This window comes from Streptomyces sp. CA-179760 (assembly GCF_050937045.1).
Taxonomy (GTDB): domain Bacteria; phylum Actinomycetota; class Actinomycetes; order Streptomycetales; family Streptomycetaceae; genus Streptomyces.
This window is the reverse complement of sequence record NZ_JBNJLZ010000001.1, coordinates 5,085,332-5,100,487: the sequence shown is the minus strand read 5'-3', so window position 1 is coordinate 5,100,487 and position 15,156 is coordinate 5,085,332. Positions and strand designations below refer to the sequence as shown.

Here is a 15,156-nt window from a genome sequence, read left to right as displayed (position 1 = left end):
GCCGAGACCATGGCCGAGACCGGTGCCGAGACCATGGCCGTGGACGCGTCCCGCCGGCCCGACGTGGCCCGGCCGCCGAAGGCCTCCCGGGCCCGGACCGCGATCACGGCAGCCGTCGTACGGCGTGCCCTGCGGGACCTGCCGCTGCACGTCCGGTTCCCCGACGGCACCTCGCTCGGGAAGGGCGGTCCCGTGCTGGACCTCCACGACCCGGGGGCCTTCCACGCCCGCGTGGGCAGCCAGGGCCTGGTCGGTTTCGGCGAGTCGTACATGGCCGGCGAGTGGGACGCGCCCGACCTGGTCGCCGCCCTCACCGTGCTCGCGGCACGCATGGGCGAGCTGGTTCCCGCCCCGCTGCAGCGACTGCGCGGGCTGTGGGCGCAGCGCCGGCCGGACGTCCAGCGCAACACCCCCGGCGGCTCCCGCGCCAACATCAGCCGCCACTACGACCTGTCCAACGACCTCTTCGCCCTGTTCCTCGACGACACCCTCAGCTACTCCTCGGCCCTCTTCCGCGGCTTCCCCGCCGACTGGGACCTGCTCGCCGCCGCCCAGCACCGCAAGATCGACCGGCTGCTGGACCTGGCCGGCGTGCGGGCGGGCAGCCGGGTGCTGGAGATCGGCACCGGGTGGGGCGAGCTGGCGATCCGCGCCGCCGCGCGCGGCGCGCACGTCACCTCGCTCACCCTCTCCCGCGAACAGGCCGCCCTGGCCCGCGAGCGCGCCGCGGCGGCCGGTGTCGCCGACCGGGTCTCGGTGGAGCTGTGCGACTACCGGGAGGCACGCGGCACCTACGACGCCGTCCTGAGCGTGGAGATGGTCGAGGCCGTCGGCGCGGAGTTCTGGCCCGTCTACTTCCGCGTCCTCGACGAGCGGCTGGCCCCGGGCGGACGCGCCGCCCTCCAGGCCATCACCATGCCCCACGAGCGGATGCTCGCCGCCCGGGACACCTTCACCTGGATCTCCAAGTACGTCTTCCCCGGCGGTCTGATCCCCTCCGTCGAGGCCGTCGCCGAGACCGTGCGCGAGCACACCCGGCTGAGCGTCACCCGCCGGGACGCCTACGGCGCCCACTACGCCGAGACCCTGCGTCTGTGGCGCGAGCGCTTCGCCGGGCGCGCGGACGAGGTCGCCGCGCTCGGCTTCGACGACACGTTCCGCCGGCTGTGGACGTTCTACCTCGCCTACTCCGAGGCCGGATTCCGCTCCGGCTACCTGGACGTGCAGCAGTACCTGCTCACCAAGGAGGCCACGCCCCGATGACTCCCCCCGACACCCTCACCCGCCCCGGCGCCGCCCACCGGCTCGTCTCCGCCGCCGAGACCGCGCTCGGCGGCCCCCTCCCGGTGCGGGTCCGCGCCTGGGACGGCAGCGAGGCAGGACCGGACGGCGGCCCGGTGGTCGTCGTACGGTCCCGGCACGCACTGCGCCGCCTGCTCTGGCAGCCCGGCGAACTGGGCCTGGCCCAGGCGTACGTCACGGGAGAGCTCGACATCGAGGGCGACCTCGGCGACGGGCTGCGCGGCCTGTGGGCCGCCGCGCGGGAGCGCGGACGGCAAACATCCCGGCTGAGCGCCGGCGACCGCGCGCGGGCGGTCGGCGCAGCCCTGAGCCTCGGTGCCGTCGGCCCGCCCCCGGCCCCGCCGGCCTCCCAGGCGCGGCTGCGCGGCGGCCTGCACAGCAGGGCTCGCGACCGGGCCGCGATCAGCCACCTCTACGACCTGTCCAACGCCTTCTACCGGCTGCTCGTCGACGAGACCATGGCCTACTCGTGCGGCTACTGGGCGAGCGAGGCCCCCGGCTTCACCCCGGCCGACGCCCAGCGCGCCAAGCTGGAGCTGATCTGCCGCAAGCTCGGCCTGGTGCCCGGCGCCCGGCTGCTCGACGTCGGCTGCGGCTGGGGCTCGCTCACCCTGTACGCCGCCGAGCGGCACGAGGCGCGCGTCACCGCGGTGACCCTGGCCCGGGAGCAGGCGGCGTACGTCCGTGCGCAGGTGTACGAGCGGGGTCTTCAGGACCGGGTGGAGGTGGTGTGCCAGGACTACCGGGACATCACGGGCGGCGGCTACGACGCGGTCGCCACCGTCGAGATGGGCGAGCACGTCGGGGACGCCGAGTACCCGGCCTTCGCCGCCGCCCTGCACCGGCTGGTGCGGCCGCTGGGCCGGGTGCTGGTGCAGCAGATGTCGCGCGGGCGGACGGCGCCCGGGGGCGGTGCCTTCATCGAGGCGTACATCGCGCCCGACATGCACATGCGGCCGGTGGGCGAGACGGTCGGGCTGCTGGAGCGGGCCGGGCTCGAGGTGCGGTCCGTGGAGTCGCTGCGCGAGCACTACGTACGGACGATCAGAGCCTGGCACCGGACCCTGGAGGAACGCTGGGACGACGTCGTGGGACTCGTCGGCGAGGAGTCCGCCCGGGTGTGGCGGCTGTACCTGGCGGGCGGGGCGCAGGCCTTCGAGGAGCGGCGCATGGGAGTGGACCAGCTGCTCTGCGTACGGCCGACGGCTGAGGGGTGCGGTGGGATGCCCTCGACGCCCGAGGACTGGTACACCGGGCTGGAGGGGCCGTGAACGGCTTCGCCTGGGCCGCGTTCGCGACCGGCCTCGCGTGGTCCGCCGGGGCCGCTCTCGCCGTGATGCTGGTGACCTTCGCGGTCGCCGTGCGCAAGGGCGTGCACCGGATCGTCGACGCGGCCTGGGGGCTCGGTTTCACCGCGGTGGCCGTGGCGGCCTTCCTCGCGTCGGCGGGCACCGGTGACCCGGGGCGGCGGATCCTGGTCACCTCGCTGACGGCGGTGTGGGGGCTGCGCCTGGCCCTGCACATCGCCCGGCGCGGGCGCGGGCACGGCGAGGACCCGCGCTACGAGGAGATGCTCGCGAAGGCGCCCGGCAACCGGAACCTGTACGCGCTGCGGATGGTGTATCTGCTCCAGGGCGCCCTGGTGTGGCTGGTGTCGCTGCCGGCGCAGGCCGCGCAGTACATCACCGGACCGATGACGGCGTTCGCCGCGGCGGGCGCCTGTCTGTGGGCGGTCGGAATGTTCTTCGAGGCGGTCGGGGACGCCCAGCTCGCCCGGTTCAAGGCGGATCCGCAGAACAAGGGCCGGATCATGGACCGGGGGCTGTGGCGCTACACCCGCCATCCCAACTACTTCGGGGATTTCTGCGTGTGGTGGGGCCTGTTCCTGATCGCCTGCGACGCGCCCGCCGCGGCGGCGGCCGTCCTGGTGGCGCCGGTGGTGATGAGCCTGCTGCTGACCAAGGGCAGCGGGAAGCGGCTGCTGGAGCGGCACATGGCCGAGCGTCCGGGGTATGCCGAATACGCGGCCCGGACCAGCGGCTTCCTCCCACTGCCACCCAAGTGAGCTGGAGGGACGGAGAGCCGACCGAGTGTCAAGCGGGGAAGGCCATCGCGGCCACCGGGGCCGAGGTGGAGGGCCCCCGGAAGAGGGCGTGTGAGGAGCGCGGATGACGGTTCACGATCGGGAGGGCACCCCCGGGGCGCCCGGCGCGCCGGCCGCGCTGGTGCCGCGTCGCGTCCCCGGGGCGCCGCGTGCCGCCGTGCTGTTCCTGCACGGCGGCCGGTCCGAGGGCCTGGCCCCGTCCCGGCCCTGGCATCTGGCGGCCCTGCGGATGAGGCCCTTCGTGCGGGCCGTCGCCGCCGCGCTCCCGGACGACGGGATCTTCCTGGGCGAGGTGCGCTACCGCGTGCGCGGCTGGAACGGGGAGGACGGCGACGCCCTGCGGGACGTCCGGCGGGCGCTCGACGAGCTCGCCCGCCGCGCCGGTGACGTCCCGGTGGTCCTCGTGGGTCACTCGATGGGGGGTCGCGCGGCCCTGCGCGCCGCGGGCGCGCCGCAGGTCCGGGCGGTGCTGGCGCTGGCGCCCTGGTGCCCGGACGGCGACCCGGTGAGCCAGTTGCGGGACAAGGACGTCGTCGTGATCCACGGGGACCGGGACCGCGTCACCGACCCGAGCGCGTCGGTGGCCTTCGTGGACCGGGCCCGCGCGGCCGGGGCCCGGGCGGACGTACGCCTCGTACCGGGCGGTGACCACGCGATGCTCCGGGGCGACACGAACTGGCACCGCCTCGCGGCCTCGACCGCCGTGGGCATGCTCCCGCCCTGACCGATCGCTTCCCCCCGAAGGGTGAACGGGCGCAGCGGCGGCGACACTGCGGGCCCCCTCAGGGCCGTCGCCCCGCCTCGCCCCGCTGCTCGTGCCGTCCGAAGCCGTGGATCAGGGCCACCGCCAGCGCGCTCATCAGCAGCAGCACGCTCATGTACAGGACCACCGGCCAGGGCTCTCCCCCGGCCGCCTCCAGCAGCGCGGCCGCGATGAGGGGTGCGGTGCCGCCCGCCAGCGCCGCAGCGACCTCGCGGCTGAGGGCGACTCCGCTGAACCGGGTCCTGGTCGTGAACAGATCCGCCAGGAACCCCGCCTGGGCGCCGAGCTGGGCCCCCAGCAGCAGCCCGCTCAGGCCGAACGCGAACCACACGTAGCCGGCCTCCCCGGTGTCCAGCAGCCAGAAGAAGGGGAACGCGAACGCCGCTGCGGCGACCATGGCCCAGCCGAGCACCGTCCGGCGGCCGATCGCGTCGCCCAGCGCCCCCGCCACCGGCGTCGCCGCCGCGCTGCACGCGAAGTAGACCAGTGCGCCGACGAGGGTGACGGTGCGGGAGACGCCGAGCTGCTCGGTGAGGTAGGCGAGCGCGAACACCACGGGGATGTAGGCGGCGACGTTCGGCCCGATGCTGCTGACCACCCCGAGGACGAGGGTGCGCGGAGCCCCGCGGGCCAGCTCCACGGCAGGTGCCCGGGCGACTCCCCGCTCCCGCCTGGCCTCCTCGAACATCGGGCTCTCGGCCACGCTCACGCGGATGTAGAAGCCGGTCGCCGTGACGAGGAGGGTGACCAGGAAGGGGATGCGCCAGCCCCAGTCGAGGAAGTCGTCCGGGGGCAGGGCCGCCACGGCGGCGACGGCCCCGGCCGAGAGCAGCGCGCCGACCGCCGCACCCGCCGGGGGGATGGCGGCGTACCGTCCGCGACGTTCCGGCGTCGCGAACTCGGCCAGGGTGAGGGAGGCGCCCGCGTACTCGGCGCCCGCGCCGAACCCCTGGATCATCCGCAGCACGACGAGCAGCGCGGGAGCCCACGCCCCGGCGGTCGCGTACGTCGGCAGCGCACCCATCAGGGCGCTGGCCAGGCCGACGGTGACCAACGTGATCACCAGCATCCGCCTGCGGCCCAGCCGGTCCCCGTAGTGCCCGATGACCAGCGCGCCGAGCGGCCGGACGGCGAACCCCACCGCGAAGGTGGCGAAGGACGCCAGGGTCGCCGCGACCGGGTCACCGGGCGGGAAGAACAGCCGGTTCAGGACGAGCGCGCTCATGGTGCTGAACAGGATGAAGCCGTACCACTCCAGCGCGGTGCCGATGGTCGTCGCCAGCACCACGCGCGTCAGCATGGACGGTCCCGCACCGGCCATACGCCGCATATACCGCATACGGACACTCTCGTCGAGGGTCCCCGCGCACCCGCAGAACCTCGCCGGTGCCGGGAGCACATACCCGTCGGACGGACGCAGCCCCCGCTCCGGCCGTCAGGACCCCGTCTGCCCCGGGAGCGGGTCGAGGGTGATGTGCGGGGACAGGGCGCGCAGGAAGTCGGGGGCGTCGAAGATCCGGCCGGCGGAGGCGACGCCACGGGTGCGGGTGCGGCCGGTGAGGATGCGGTGGACGGCCTCCACCGCGAGAGGTGCGGTGACGGCGTAGATGTCCCGGCCGCGAGCCACGGCGCGCCGTTCGCTGTCGCCGCGGCGTACGACCACGTCGACCAGGAAGGTCTGGTCGGACCGGCCGTTCTCGTCGGCGGCGGTCGGCGCCGGGGTGCCGGGGGCCGAGAGGTCGCCCGCCGCCTCGGTCGCCATATGGGTGCGCACCTCCGGGACGGCGAGGTGGCTGGGGACGGTGACCACGTCGGCCATCGTGAACTCCCCGACGACTTCCCGGGTGCCCATCGGTCCGGGGAAGGGCCACTTGAGGAGGGTCGTCTCGTCGTCGTGGTACTCCAGCCGTCCGTCCGTGTAGCGGACGCGCCGGCCGGCCCGGCGCTCCCGGGAGACCGTGCCCGCGATACGGGTCCCGGGAGTGGGGTGCCACCCGCTCAGCCCGTAAGCGATGGTCACCTCGTCGGCGGCCGTCCAGTCCCCCATCGCGGCGGTGGCCAGCAGGTCGCCGAGACCGCCGTAGAACGCCATCGCGGGGACGACCACGGCTCCCGCCTCGCGGGCGCGGTCCGCGAAGTGCGTGAAGGTGTCCAGGTTGGCCTCGATCTCGGCCGCCACGTCGACGTACGGGATCCCGGCGCGCAGGGCCGCCTCGATCACGGGAGCGGCGGTCACGGCGAAGGGCCCGGCGCAGTTGATCACGGCGTCGGCGCCTTCCAGGGCACGGTCGAGCGAGGCGGGGTCGTCGACCGAGGCCGGACGGATCTCAAGGGCGCCGGGGCCGCCGGGAAGGGATGCTGCCAGCGCCCGGAGCTTGCCGGCGTCACGGCCCGAGAGGACCGGGACGAACCCGCGTTCCCGCAGTTCGGCCACCACGAAGCGCCCGGTGTGCCCGTACGCGCCGAACACCGCCACCGTCTGCCCCGGTCTCCTTGCCGACCCCATGACATCTCCCCCTGCTCGAACGATCCGCCGGATCCGCTTGACCCGGCGTGACCATCCTGGCGAGGGCGGGCGCACCGCCGTGAGTGTCCGGAACGACACGCCCCGTACAGTTTCGGACATGACCACTGTCGCGCTCGCCGTCACCGAGGGCATGCTGCACTTCGAACTGTCCCTGGCGTACGAGGTGTTCGGCCCGCCCCCGGCGGCGGTGACCGTCCCCTGGTACGACGTCGAGGTCTGCGGTCCGGACGCCGTGCGCGTCGGCCGGTTCCGGCTGGAGCCCGACCACGGGCTCGACGGGCTCCGGCACGCCGGCACCGTGATCGTGCCCGGCTGGGCGGACGTCGACGTGGACCCGCCCGCCGAACTCGTGGACGCGGTCCGCGCGGCCCATGAGGCGGGTGCGCGGGTCGCTTCCCTGTGCACGGGCGCGTTCGTCCTGGCGGCGGCCGGGCTGCTGGACGGAAGGCGCGCGACCACGCACTGGGCCCACACGGAGGCTCTGGCCGGTCTCCATCCGCTCGTCGAGGTCGATCCGGACGTGCTCTACGTGGACAACGGCAGCGTGCTCACCTCCGCCGGCAAGGCCGCCGCCATGGATCTGTGCCTGCACCTCGTCCGCCTCGACCACGGCTCGTCCGTCGCCAACGCGGTCGCCCGCCGCCTGGTCGTGCCGCCGCACCGGGCCGGTGGCCAGGCCCAGTTCGTCGCCGCCCCGGTACCCACGCGGGACGACCATCCGCTCGCCGCGCTGCTCCCCTGGGCGATCGAGCGCCTCGACCGGCCGCTCACGGTGGAGGATCTGGCGCGCCGGTCCCGGATGAGCTCGCGCAATCTGGCCCGCCACTTCAGGGCGGCGACCGGCACCACACCTCTGCGCTGGCTGCTGACCCAACGGATCCGTCGCGCCCAGGAGTTGCTGGAGACCACCGACGACACGGTCGACGCCATCGCGACGGCCACCGGCATGGGCACCGCCACGACGCTGCGCCGGCACTTCAACCGGACGGTGGGTGTTCCCCCGGACTCCTACCGCCGGACGTTCCGCGCACGGCACGCCACACTCGAGCGGTAACCACCCCCTCACAAGCAACGCACAGGCCCTCTTCCGCCTCTTGCACAGCGTCGCCCCCCAACTGAGAGGACCGCACTGTGCGTTCACGTACTCACATACGTCCACGTCTGTTTCCGGCCGGGTCGCTGGTCCTGGCTCTCGCAGCGGCCGGATCCGTACTGGCCGGGCCGGCCGGCTCCGCCTCCGCCGCCGAGACGGCCGGCCGCGCCGACCTGCGCGCGGACGTGAACCGCGACGGCCGGGTCGATGTCACCGGCGGCAGCGACAAGAGCGGCGAGGACGGCTGGTCCATCGGCGGGCGCGGAGCGGTCTACCTGCCCAACATCGACGACGACACCAAGCGGTGTCCCGTCACCGGGCCGGGCGGCAGACCCCTGTCCGACGCCAAGCTGGCCGCGTGCAACGACGGCTCCGACACGAAGGTCAACGGCAGCGCGGACGCAGCCGACCTCGCCCGGGTCCGCTCCGTGCCCATGCCCGGCCTGTCCGCGAACGCCGAGGGCAGCCTGAGAATCACCACGGGCGGCAAGCACACGCACCTCTTCCTCAAGCGCGCCGGGGCGTGGGTCCTGGTGACACCGGCGACCCGGCTGACCGCCGCCGAACTGCGTTCCGGCGTGGAGTTCGGCGTCGAGGCCACCGACATCGTCCGGGACACCGCGAAGCGGGACGGCCGTGCGGTGGTCCGGCTGACGGTGACCTCCGGGCAGAAGACCACCTCCGACGCCGTGACCCTGCGCGTGGCGCCGCTGCTGACTCACCATCAACTGCAGAACACCCAGCAGGTGATGGTGACCGAGGTCCAGGGCGAGGGCGAGTACAGCCGCCTCCAGCAGAAGTTCGTCGCCGAACTCGGCAAGGAGGTCAAGAAGGCCGGGATCACCACACCGCTGGTCAAGTTCACGAAGTACGCCGACCCCTGGGCCCAGGACTTCGTCGAACCGGCCTACGTCAACATGACCGGGCCGGGCGGCAAACCGCAGGTGATGCGCGTGATGCTGCGCTCCGCCCAGCCGGACCGGGACGCGGGCCGCGAGTTGTTCGAGAAGATCCGCGGCCGGGACATCGGCGTCGTGCAGGTGACCGACCCGGCGGAGCCCGACGACTGGTCGCTCAACTCCTTCGGGAACCTGGAGACCATCCCGCCCTACGCGCACAACGGGCGCTCCTTCCCGGCAGGGCGCATCATCATGGGCGAGCGCAAGGACAGCGGGGCACGCCCGTCGAAGGTGATGCGGACGATGCTCAAGTCGCAGGGCATGCAGGACCCGCTGCTGCTGGACACCTCCTGGCTGGGCGTCGGGCACGTCGACGAGTTCGTGCAGTTCCTGCCCGCCGACACCCCGCGCGGCTGGCGCATCGGCGTCGCCGACCCGGAGGCGGGGCTGCGGCTGCTGCGCGATGCCAAGCGCGACGGCCACGGCGGGACGAAGATGTTCTCCGTCCCGGGCCGCAGCGACAGCCCCGCGCCCAAGGAGACAATCGACCAGGCGCTCGCCTCCCGGCACCTGGTGTCCGACAACGAGATGGCGGCCCGGCGCATCGCCGCCAACCTGGAGATCCTCAAGCGCGAGACGGGTGTCACCGACGAGGAGATCGTGCGGGTGCCCGCGCTGTACACCCGTGATTCGGAGGCATTCTCCGCCGAGGGGCAGGACGTGCCCGTGCCGCGGCTGACGCGCATGGGCGCCGCGTCCGACCTCGTGGACAGCCTCCGGGACCGCGGCCAGCAGAAGTGGCTCGCCGAGAACCCGGCGGCCCCGGCGCCGGCTCCGGCGGTGCGGACCAGCGCGTACGTGCCCGGCGCGGTCAACGGCGTGCTCCTGGGCCGCGACCGCTACCTCGCCCCGCGCCAGTGGGGGCCCGTCATCGCCGGCAAGGACATCTTCACGGAGGCCGTCGACGCCGCCTACACGAAGGTCGGCATGAAGGTGTCGTACATCGACGACTGGTACACGTACCACCTCGGCATGGGCGAGGTGCACTGCGGCACCAACACCCTGCGCGACGCGTCCGCCGCGTGGTGGCGGCAGCCGGCGCGGTAGCGGGTCAGTCCTCGACGCGGACCCGTCCGAGCCTGCTGACCATCGCGGGATCGCGGTGGCCGAAGAACTGGGACGTGCCCGCGTCGAGGGCGGCGATGCCGGCCATCTCCTCCTCGGAGAGGGTGAAGCCGAAGACGTCGAGGTTCTCCGCCATGCGGTTCGGGCGGACCGACTTGGGAATGACGACGGCCTCACGCTGGATGAGCCGGCGCAGCACGACCTGGGCGACGGACCTGCCGTGGGCCTCGGCGACGGAGGTCAGGGCGGGGGGCGACCGGTGCGCCGGGGGTGGCCGAGTGCGTGCCGGCTCCTGCGAGTTCCCGCCGGGCGCTTCCGGTCGGCTACGGAGATCGAGCCTCGCGCGATTCCGGTCGCGGTGGCAGTCCGGGCCGTTTCGGGGGGAGTGACAGGGCCCCCACTTCTCCGCCGGGTCGGTCAGCGTGGTGTGACACTGGCCGTATGGCATCCGAGCAGAGCGGCGGCGCCGGTGGCGGGACGGAGCTGGGGCAGTTCCTGCGTGCCCGTCGCACCCAGACCCTCCCCGGCCAGGTCGGCCTCACCGTGGGGCCCGGACTGCGCCGTACCCCCGGACTGCGCCGCGAGGAGCCGGCGACGCTCGCCGGGATGAGCATCGACTACTACGTCCGCCTGGAACGCGGCAAGGAGACCCGCCCCAGCCCCGCCGTGCTCGACGCCCCCGGGCCGCCCGGTACGCCCCCGAGCCCCCGCCGCCGCCCAGCCGGACCGTGCGCCCGCACCTGAGGCTGATCCTGGAGACGCTCCGCCCGGGCCCGGCGTACGTGATCAGCCGGAGCATGGACCTGCTCGCCTGGAACCCCGGCGGCCTCGCCCTGTACGCGGGGATCGCCGACTGGCCCGCCGGGCAGCGCAACCTCGCCCGCTATCTGTTCCTGCACCCCACCGCCCGCGGTCTCTTCCCCGACTGGGACGAACAGGTCCGCGGCTGTGTGGCCCGGCTCCGCGGCCTGGCCGGCACCGCCCGGACGCGCCCGACCTCACCCGGCTGAAGGGGTGAACTCGCCCTCAAGAGCCCGGACTTCGCCAGGCTGTGGGAGCGCTACGACGTCATCGGGCGCAAGAAGCTCCAGAAGACCTTCCACAACCCCGAGGTCGGCGTCCTCACCCTGACCCGTCAGAGCATGCGGCTGGAGGGCACCCCCGGCCAGCGCCTCGGCGTCTACACCGCCGATCCCGGCACCCCCGACCACGACGCCATGCTCCTCCTCGACCTCACCGCCCCCGGACCGGCCGGGGCCCCGGAGACGCAGGCCGGGCGGGGACGGCGCTCGCGGTCCTGACGGCCTTCGCGACCTGATCGGCTGTCAGCCGTACCGTGCCTGCTCACGGTCGCGGCGCCTGAGACGGAGTCGCCCGCGTGCCTTGCGCCGGGCCGACGGATCCGGTCCCGCGACCGGCATCCCGGAGCGGCCGTAGTGGATGGCGGTCATGCGGTCGCCGTGCTGTGAGTTCAGCAGGCGGATGAGCAGGACCCCGACCACGATCAATCCCAGGATCACGGCCACGGTCACGAACGTCTCCACGGTCCTCACCTTCCCGTCGCTGCCCGCGGACGTGCGGCCACGTCGCGGGCCTGATGCCCGCCTTCGGAGTCCCAGACCGCCTCCACGGCCCGGTCGGCGTCGCGCAGTGTCCGCAGACGCGCCGCCTCCTCCAGCAACCGGCTCGCGGTCAGCACGCCGCGTGGGTCACTCGCGGCGGCCATCAGCCAGGCGGCCGAGTCGGGCGTGGTCTGCGGCGGTACGACCAGGAGGTTCCAGCGGCCCACGTGGCAGGAGAGCAACAGCAGTTCATGCGGGTCCTGCTCGGCCAGGAACCAGCCCACGTTCACCACATGCCCGGCGACGGGCACCTTGCGTGGAACGACCGGCCACTGGGTGGGATTCACCGTGATCCGGGTGATCCGCCCCCACAGCGGATCCAGTACGGCGGTCAGGGACGGGAGTTCCGCCCCGAGATCGCGGGACCGGGGCCACCAGGCGCCGTCCAGCAGAGCCGGGGCGGAGCCGGCGGGAGCCAGCGACAGACGCGGGGAGGCCGGGGAGAACCGGTCTTCGGCTTCGGTCGTCGGCGGGTGGGAAATGGTCGCAGTCATGACGCGAACCCTGCCCCGGGCCGGTCGGGACCGGCCCGTATATTCAATCGCCGAAAACGACACGAGCCTGGCAGCCGGTGTTCGAAATATCCTCGGTGACTCCAACGTACTCCTCGAACAGGCCCGGCGGACCGTACGGAGGGCCCGGCCTATGCGCTGCCGGTATCGAGGAGGATCCGTTCGGCCCGCGTCTCGCTGCCGGCGCGGACGGCCTCGGCCATGGCGGCGCGCGCGGCGTCGGGCGTCGCGTGCGACGGGACCACGAGGAGGGAGAAGAGATCCTGCTCGCCCCGGGTGATGAGGACGGTGTCGTCGGCGGCCGCGAAGGAATCGATGTGGACGACACGGTCGTCGATGGTCATCCGCGTCGGCAGTCCTTCCCAGGCGCCGGCGTCCAGGCCGACGCGCGTGATGGGCCCGAGGTGCTCGGTCAGTGCGCTGATCAGGCCGGGGAGCTCGGCGGCGATGTCGCGGGAACGAGGCCACCACGCCCCGTCGAGCACGCCCTGCCGGTCATGTGTCGTCTCCAGCCGTACGACAGCCGTCCCGGGCCGCACGGCCGGGTGGACTGCGTCCGGCAGGAGCCTGGTCACGCGCGGGGAGGAGGGGTCGGCCATCGCACTCGCCTGCTTCCCTGCCGAGGACGAGGAAACCGAGTGGCTTCCTCGTTTCACGGTACTCCCGGGCCGACGGCGCCCGGGGAGCCCGCCGGTCACCCGCGGGGGCCGCGGGGCGCTCCGGAGTAGAGTGAGAGATCCGGGCCGTCTCCCGCCGGGACATCGAACTTCGAGGTCGCCATGCAGTCCATGGAAACACCCTGGGACGGGCACGCCGAGGTCCGCATCGTCGCCGCCTCGCCCGACGCCGCCCGTCAGGTCGCGGAGGTTCTTCGCCATTGCTTCGCCGCCTCCGAGCAGCGCAGCTATCCCGCGGGCGCCGACGGGGGAACCCGCCTCGACCTCACCGTGGACACCAGCCGCACGGCAGAACCCGCACGGTCGTGGCTGGAGACCAGCCGGTCCACGCAGGACGCGCGCTGACGGAGGCTGTCAGCGGCGGGGAGCGGCGGGTGCCCTCTCGTCACCCTTGATCGCCCGCAGCGGCCGCAGCGGCCGCCATGAGCGGTTCCGCCGCCTTCTCGGCCGTATCCGGAGGCACGACCAGCAGGTCCCAGCGTCCCCGGCCGGGGGTGAGCAGGACGATGGTGTGCGGGGCGGACGCGGCGAGGGCCCTGTGCAGTCGTACGACCTGGTTGAAGACGAGCATCCGGCCGGGCGCCTCGGACCACACCGCCCCGTTGACGGTGACGCTGGTGATCTGGCCCCACGCGCGCGGCAACCCCGCGAGCAGCGAGGGGAGTTCCGCGAGCAGGTCGTACGAACGGGGCCACCATGCTCCGTCGATGGGCCGGGGCATGCCGCTGCGAGGTGCCAGGCGCATCCGGAGGACGGGCTGGGAGGGAAGCTGGGGCTGCAGTGCGGTGGTCATGAGAAGGCTCCTGCCAACTGCCGTACGAAATCGGATGGTTGATGTCAGGCGCGCCGGGCGGCGACCCGCTCGGTGGTCGGCCGGCGCACGTCGTGCACCCAGCTGGCCCAGCCCGGCGCGAAGGGCAGGGCGAGCGTGAGGAGGCACAGCGCGGGGAAGGCGCGGACGACGGCGCGGATGTCGCGGTCGGCGAGGAGGTCGGGGGCGTAACGCTCCGGCGGCGTCCGGTCGTTGCGGAACATCCGGCCGACGTGTGCGTGCGGCAGGCCGCGCCGACTGGCCTCGCAGATGCGTGCCGTAGCGGTACGGGGAATGCGGGTCCCCCGGCCGGTCGGTGAAGGCGTGGTGGCGGCGGTGGGTGGCGACCCAGCCGATGACGTCGCCCTGGAAACTCATCGAGCCGGCGACCGCGAGCGCGATCCGCACGGGACGGACGGCCCGGTAGCCGCCGTGGGTGAGGCCGCGGTGGAAGCCGACGGTGACGCCGAGACCGGTGACCGTGCAGAGGACGAGGGCGAGCACGATGTCGACGGGGTGGATGCGGCTCCCCCACAGCAGCCGGCCGGCGAGACCGATCGCCACGAACGGCAGGACGACGATCACCCCCGTCACCGCGACGTACAGCCGTTCACCGCCGTCGCGGGCGGGTGCCGGGCCGTCCGCCGGGAAGGGGGACGTCCCGGCGTAGATCTGGGGCGGCGGGGCCGGGCCCGACGGTGTGACCGTCGTGGGCGTGTCCGGAATGGACAGCATGCGTGACTCCTCGGCCTGGATGCGGATGGCGCGGCCGGGGTCACGGGCTGCTGCCCCAGTGAGAACGGTGACGTGCTCTGCAGGGAAGGTGCTCGGGTGGACTCGCCGGAGACGAGGCGACGGTCCGGGGCCGGTGGATTCCGGCATACGAAAGTGCTCGTGTTCTCCACCGTACTCCCGCCCGTGTAACAACCGGGACCGTTCAGGGCCCGAGGACCAGGACGCGGAACAGGCCCGGCGGCGTGGTCCTCGGAGTGTCGCCCTCGAGAGACCGCCACCCCCAGGACCGCAGCGCCTCGACGTTCCTGTCGTCGGAGCGGTTCACCAGCGTCACGCCGACCGTGGCGCCGTGGTCGGTGAGCAGCCGCCTCTGGAAGCGCCGGGCGAGGTTCCAGGCACGGTCCTGGTTCTGTCGGCACACCCAGGGCTGGACGAGGATCACGCAGACCACGAAGAGGCGCCCGGAGCCCGCGAGACGGAGCAGACTCCCCGGGAGGTATCCGTCGAAGCCCTCCCACCAGGGCCCGTCACCGCGTACCGGGAAGCCGTAGGCGCATCCGGTCAGCGCGGTAGTCTCCGCGATCAGCAGCGAGAACCCCGGTCGCCTCGCATCGGCCGCCAGCCTTCGCAGGAAGGCGCCGCGGGCCTCGTTCCACGCCCACGGGCCGCCGCCGGAGGTGTCCGCGTACAGATCGCCCAGCTCCCCCAGCCGGTCCTCGACCTGGCGTCGGGTCAGTTCGCGGACGCGGGCGCCTTCACGTGGGGAGGAGCCCCGCTCCGGCCTCGGCCGGGGCTGCCTCCGCGTGCCGCGCCGGTCCGGGACGGCCTGCCGCCCGGGAAGCGCTGTGGTCGTCGGCGCGACCGGAACGTGCACCGTCATGAGGCAAGCCCTGCTCCGGGCACGGGAGACCCGTCCCGGGGTCGTCGGTCGCCGAGGGCGGCACCGGTGTCGGGGCCGGTGCGCGAAGGGCTCTCGGTACCTTTAC

17 protein-coding genes and 1 pseudogene are annotated in these 15,156 nt (G+C 73.6%); 9 read left to right on the top strand and 9 right to left on the bottom strand.

Features of this window, described 5'->3' with window-relative positions:
• Nucleotides 1-9: 9 nt before the first annotated feature.
• The 4 genes from ACQEV8_RS23035 to ACQEV8_RS23020 all read left to right on the top strand — a co-directional run bounded on the left by ACQEV8_RS23035 (nucleotide 10) and on the right by ACQEV8_RS23020 (nucleotide 4,130).
• Nucleotides 10-1,263 carry a class I SAM-dependent methyltransferase gene (locus ACQEV8_RS23035; protein ID WP_432972918.1) on the top strand — a complete coding sequence of 418 codons (1,254 nt, stop codon included), beginning with the start codon at nucleotides 10-12 and terminating at the stop codon, nucleotides 1,261-1,263.
• Nucleotides 1,260-2,573, top strand: coding sequence for a class I SAM-dependent methyltransferase (locus ACQEV8_RS23030; RefSeq protein ID WP_432963119.1), 1,314 nt, complete (start codon nucleotides 1,260-1,262; stop codon nucleotides 2,571-2,573). The genes ACQEV8_RS23035 and ACQEV8_RS23030 overlap by 4 nt, the downstream gene beginning before the upstream one ends.
• Nucleotides 2,570-3,367, top strand: coding sequence for a DUF1295 domain-containing protein (locus ACQEV8_RS23025; protein WP_432963116.1), 798 nt, complete (start codon nucleotides 2,570-2,572; stop codon nucleotides 3,365-3,367). Before ACQEV8_RS23030 ends, ACQEV8_RS23025 begins: the two co-directional genes overlap by 4 nt.
• Before the next feature lie 103 nt (nucleotides 3,368-3,470).
• On the top strand, nucleotides 3,471-4,130 hold the full coding sequence (locus ACQEV8_RS23020; RefSeq protein ID WP_432963113.1) for an alpha/beta fold hydrolase: 660 nt from the start codon (nucleotides 3,471-3,473) through the stop codon (nucleotides 4,128-4,130).
• A 58-nt stretch (nucleotides 4,131-4,188) separates the two neighbouring features.
• On the opposite strand, the gene ACQEV8_RS23015 is transcribed toward ACQEV8_RS23020, so the two are convergent.
• Both ACQEV8_RS23015 and ACQEV8_RS23010 read right to left on the bottom strand, forming a co-directional pair.
• Complete coding sequence (locus tag ACQEV8_RS23015) at nucleotides 4,189-5,469, bottom strand: MFS transporter (RefSeq protein WP_432963110.1); 1,281 nt, start codon at nucleotides 5,467-5,469, stop codon at nucleotides 4,189-4,191.
• Nucleotides 5,470-5,604: 135 nt separating this feature from the next.
• Entirely contained in the window at nucleotides 5,605-6,675 is a 1,071-nt protein-coding gene (locus ACQEV8_RS23010; protein ID WP_432963107.1) for a saccharopine dehydrogenase family protein, read from the bottom strand.
• Between the two features lie 118 nt (nucleotides 6,676-6,793).
• Between ACQEV8_RS23010 and ACQEV8_RS23005 the strand changes: the two genes are divergently transcribed.
• Together ACQEV8_RS23005 and ACQEV8_RS23000 are read left to right on the top strand one after the other, a co-directional pair.
• Entirely contained in the window at nucleotides 6,794-7,750 is a 957-nt protein-coding gene (locus tag ACQEV8_RS23005; RefSeq protein ID WP_432963104.1) for a helix-turn-helix domain-containing protein, read from the top strand.
• Nucleotides 7,751-7,827: 77 nt separating this feature from the next.
• Nucleotides 7,828-9,795, top strand: a complete 1,968-nt coding sequence (locus ACQEV8_RS23000; protein ID WP_432963101.1) for a protein-arginine deiminase domain-containing protein — start codon at nucleotides 7,828-7,830, stop codon at nucleotides 9,793-9,795.
• 4 nt (nucleotides 9,796-9,799) lie between these two features.
• Here the strand turns inward: ACQEV8_RS23000 and ACQEV8_RS22995 are convergent, their stop codons facing one another.
• Nucleotides 9,800-10,261 carry an aldo/keto reductase gene (locus tag ACQEV8_RS22995; RefSeq protein ID WP_432963098.1) on the bottom strand — a complete coding sequence of 154 codons (462 nt, stop codon included), beginning with the start codon at nucleotides 10,259-10,261 and terminating at the stop codon, nucleotides 9,800-9,802.
• Between ACQEV8_RS22995 and ACQEV8_RS22990 the strand changes: the two genes are divergently transcribed.
• Entirely contained in the window at nucleotides 10,255-10,557 is a 303-nt protein-coding gene (locus ACQEV8_RS22990) for a helix-turn-helix domain-containing protein (RefSeq protein ID WP_432963095.1), read from the top strand. The two genes, ACQEV8_RS22995 and ACQEV8_RS22990, sit on opposite strands and share 7 nt — an antisense overlap.
• A pseudogene (locus tag ACQEV8_RS22985) lies at nucleotides 10,542-11,114 on the top strand (hypothetical protein). The gene ACQEV8_RS22990 and the pseudogene ACQEV8_RS22985 overlap by 16 nt, the downstream one beginning before the upstream one ends.
• A 24-nt stretch (nucleotides 11,115-11,138) precedes the next feature.
• Here ACQEV8_RS22985 and ACQEV8_RS22980 read toward each other — a convergent pair.
• The 3 genes from ACQEV8_RS22980 to ACQEV8_RS22970 all read right to left on the bottom strand — a co-directional run bounded on the left by ACQEV8_RS22980 (nucleotide 11,139) and on the right by ACQEV8_RS22970 (nucleotide 12,546).
• The gene (locus ACQEV8_RS22980) at nucleotides 11,139-11,357 is read right to left on the bottom strand and encodes a hypothetical protein (RefSeq protein WP_432963092.1); all 219 of its coding nucleotides are present in this window, start codon (nucleotides 11,355-11,357) and stop codon (nucleotides 11,139-11,141) included.
• A 5-nt stretch (nucleotides 11,358-11,362) separates the two neighbouring features.
• On the bottom strand, nucleotides 11,363-11,929 hold the full coding sequence (locus ACQEV8_RS22975) for a DUF5994 family protein (RefSeq protein ID WP_432963089.1): 567 nt from the start codon (nucleotides 11,927-11,929) through the stop codon (nucleotides 11,363-11,365).
• A gap of 149 nt (nucleotides 11,930-12,078) precedes the next feature.
• Entirely contained in the window at nucleotides 12,079-12,546 is a 468-nt protein-coding gene (locus ACQEV8_RS22970; RefSeq protein WP_432963086.1) for a DUF5994 family protein, read from the bottom strand.
• Nucleotides 12,547-12,726: 180 nt separating this feature from the next.
• Between ACQEV8_RS22970 and ACQEV8_RS22965 the strand changes: the two genes are divergently transcribed.
• Nucleotides 12,727-12,969, top strand: a complete 243-nt coding sequence (locus tag ACQEV8_RS22965; protein ID WP_432963083.1) for a hypothetical protein — start codon at nucleotides 12,727-12,729, stop codon at nucleotides 12,967-12,969.
• A 40-nt stretch (nucleotides 12,970-13,009) separates the two neighbouring features.
• On the opposite strand, the gene ACQEV8_RS22960 is transcribed toward ACQEV8_RS22965, so the two are convergent.
• The 3 genes from ACQEV8_RS22960 to ACQEV8_RS22950 form a co-directional block, all read right to left on the bottom strand.
• Nucleotides 13,010-13,417 carry a DUF5994 family protein gene (locus ACQEV8_RS22960; RefSeq protein WP_432963080.1) on the bottom strand — a complete coding sequence of 136 codons (408 nt, stop codon included), beginning with the start codon at nucleotides 13,415-13,417 and terminating at the stop codon, nucleotides 13,010-13,012.
• 44 nt (nucleotides 13,418-13,461) lie between these two features.
• A complete protein-coding gene (locus ACQEV8_RS22955) occupies nucleotides 13,462-13,659 on the bottom strand; it encodes a hypothetical protein (RefSeq protein ID WP_432963077.1) in 198 nt (65 codons plus the stop codon).
• A gap of 713 nt (nucleotides 13,660-14,372) precedes the next feature.
• Nucleotides 14,373-15,050 carry a hypothetical protein gene (locus tag ACQEV8_RS22950; protein WP_432963074.1) on the bottom strand — a complete coding sequence of 226 codons (678 nt, stop codon included), beginning with the start codon at nucleotides 15,048-15,050 and terminating at the stop codon, nucleotides 14,373-14,375.
• Between the last annotated feature and the right edge of the window lie 106 nt (nucleotides 15,051-15,156).

What these genes read in the sequence shown, in the direction of transcription:
- ACQEV8_RS22970 (WP_432963086.1), bottom strand. Translation starts at nt 12,546, where the DNA reads ATGGCCGACCCCTCCTCCCCGCGCGTGACCAGGCTCCTGCCGGACGCA.
- ACQEV8_RS22955 (WP_432963077.1), bottom strand. Translation starts at nt 13,659, where the DNA reads ATGTTCCGCAACGACCGGACGCCGCCGGAGCGTTACGCCCCCGACCTC.
- ACQEV8_RS23020 (WP_432963113.1), top strand. Translation starts at nt 3,471, where the DNA reads ATGACGGTTCACGATCGGGAGGGCACCCCCGGGGCGCCCGGCGCGCCG.
- ACQEV8_RS22965 (WP_432963083.1), top strand. Translation starts at nt 12,727, where the DNA reads ATGCAGTCCATGGAAACACCCTGGGACGGGCACGCCGAGGTCCGCATC.
- ACQEV8_RS23010 (WP_432963107.1), bottom strand. Translation starts at nt 6,675, where the DNA reads ATGGGGTCGGCAAGGAGACCGGGGCAGACGGTGGCGGTGTTCGGCGCG.
- ACQEV8_RS22975 (WP_432963089.1), bottom strand. Translation starts at nt 11,929, where the DNA reads ATGACTGCGACCATTTCCCACCCGCCGACGACCGAAGCCGAAGACCGG.
- ACQEV8_RS22995 (WP_432963098.1), bottom strand. Translation starts at nt 10,261, where the DNA reads ATGCCATACGGCCAGTGTCACACCACGCTGACCGACCCGGCGGAGAAG.
- ACQEV8_RS23035 (WP_432972918.1), top strand. Translation starts at nt 10, where the DNA reads ATGGCCGAGACCGGTGCCGAGACCATGGCCGTGGACGCGTCCCGCCGG.
- ACQEV8_RS22950 (WP_432963074.1), bottom strand. Translation starts at nt 15,050, where the DNA reads ATGACGGTGCACGTTCCGGTCGCGCCGACGACCACAGCGCTTCCCGGG.
- ACQEV8_RS23005 (WP_432963104.1), top strand. Translation starts at nt 6,794, where the DNA reads ATGACCACTGTCGCGCTCGCCGTCACCGAGGGCATGCTGCACTTCGAA.
- ACQEV8_RS22960 (WP_432963080.1), bottom strand. Translation starts at nt 13,417, where the DNA reads ATGACCACCGCACTGCAGCCCCAGCTTCCCTCCCAGCCCGTCCTCCGG.
- ACQEV8_RS23030 (WP_432963119.1), top strand. Translation starts at nt 1,260, where the DNA reads ATGACTCCCCCCGACACCCTCACCCGCCCCGGCGCCGCCCACCGGCTC.
- ACQEV8_RS23015 (WP_432963110.1), bottom strand. Translation starts at nt 5,469, where the DNA reads ATGCTGACGCGCGTGGTGCTGGCGACGACCATCGGCACCGCGCTGGAG.
- ACQEV8_RS22990 (WP_432963095.1), top strand. Translation starts at nt 10,255, where the DNA reads ATGGCATCCGAGCAGAGCGGCGGCGCCGGTGGCGGGACGGAGCTGGGG.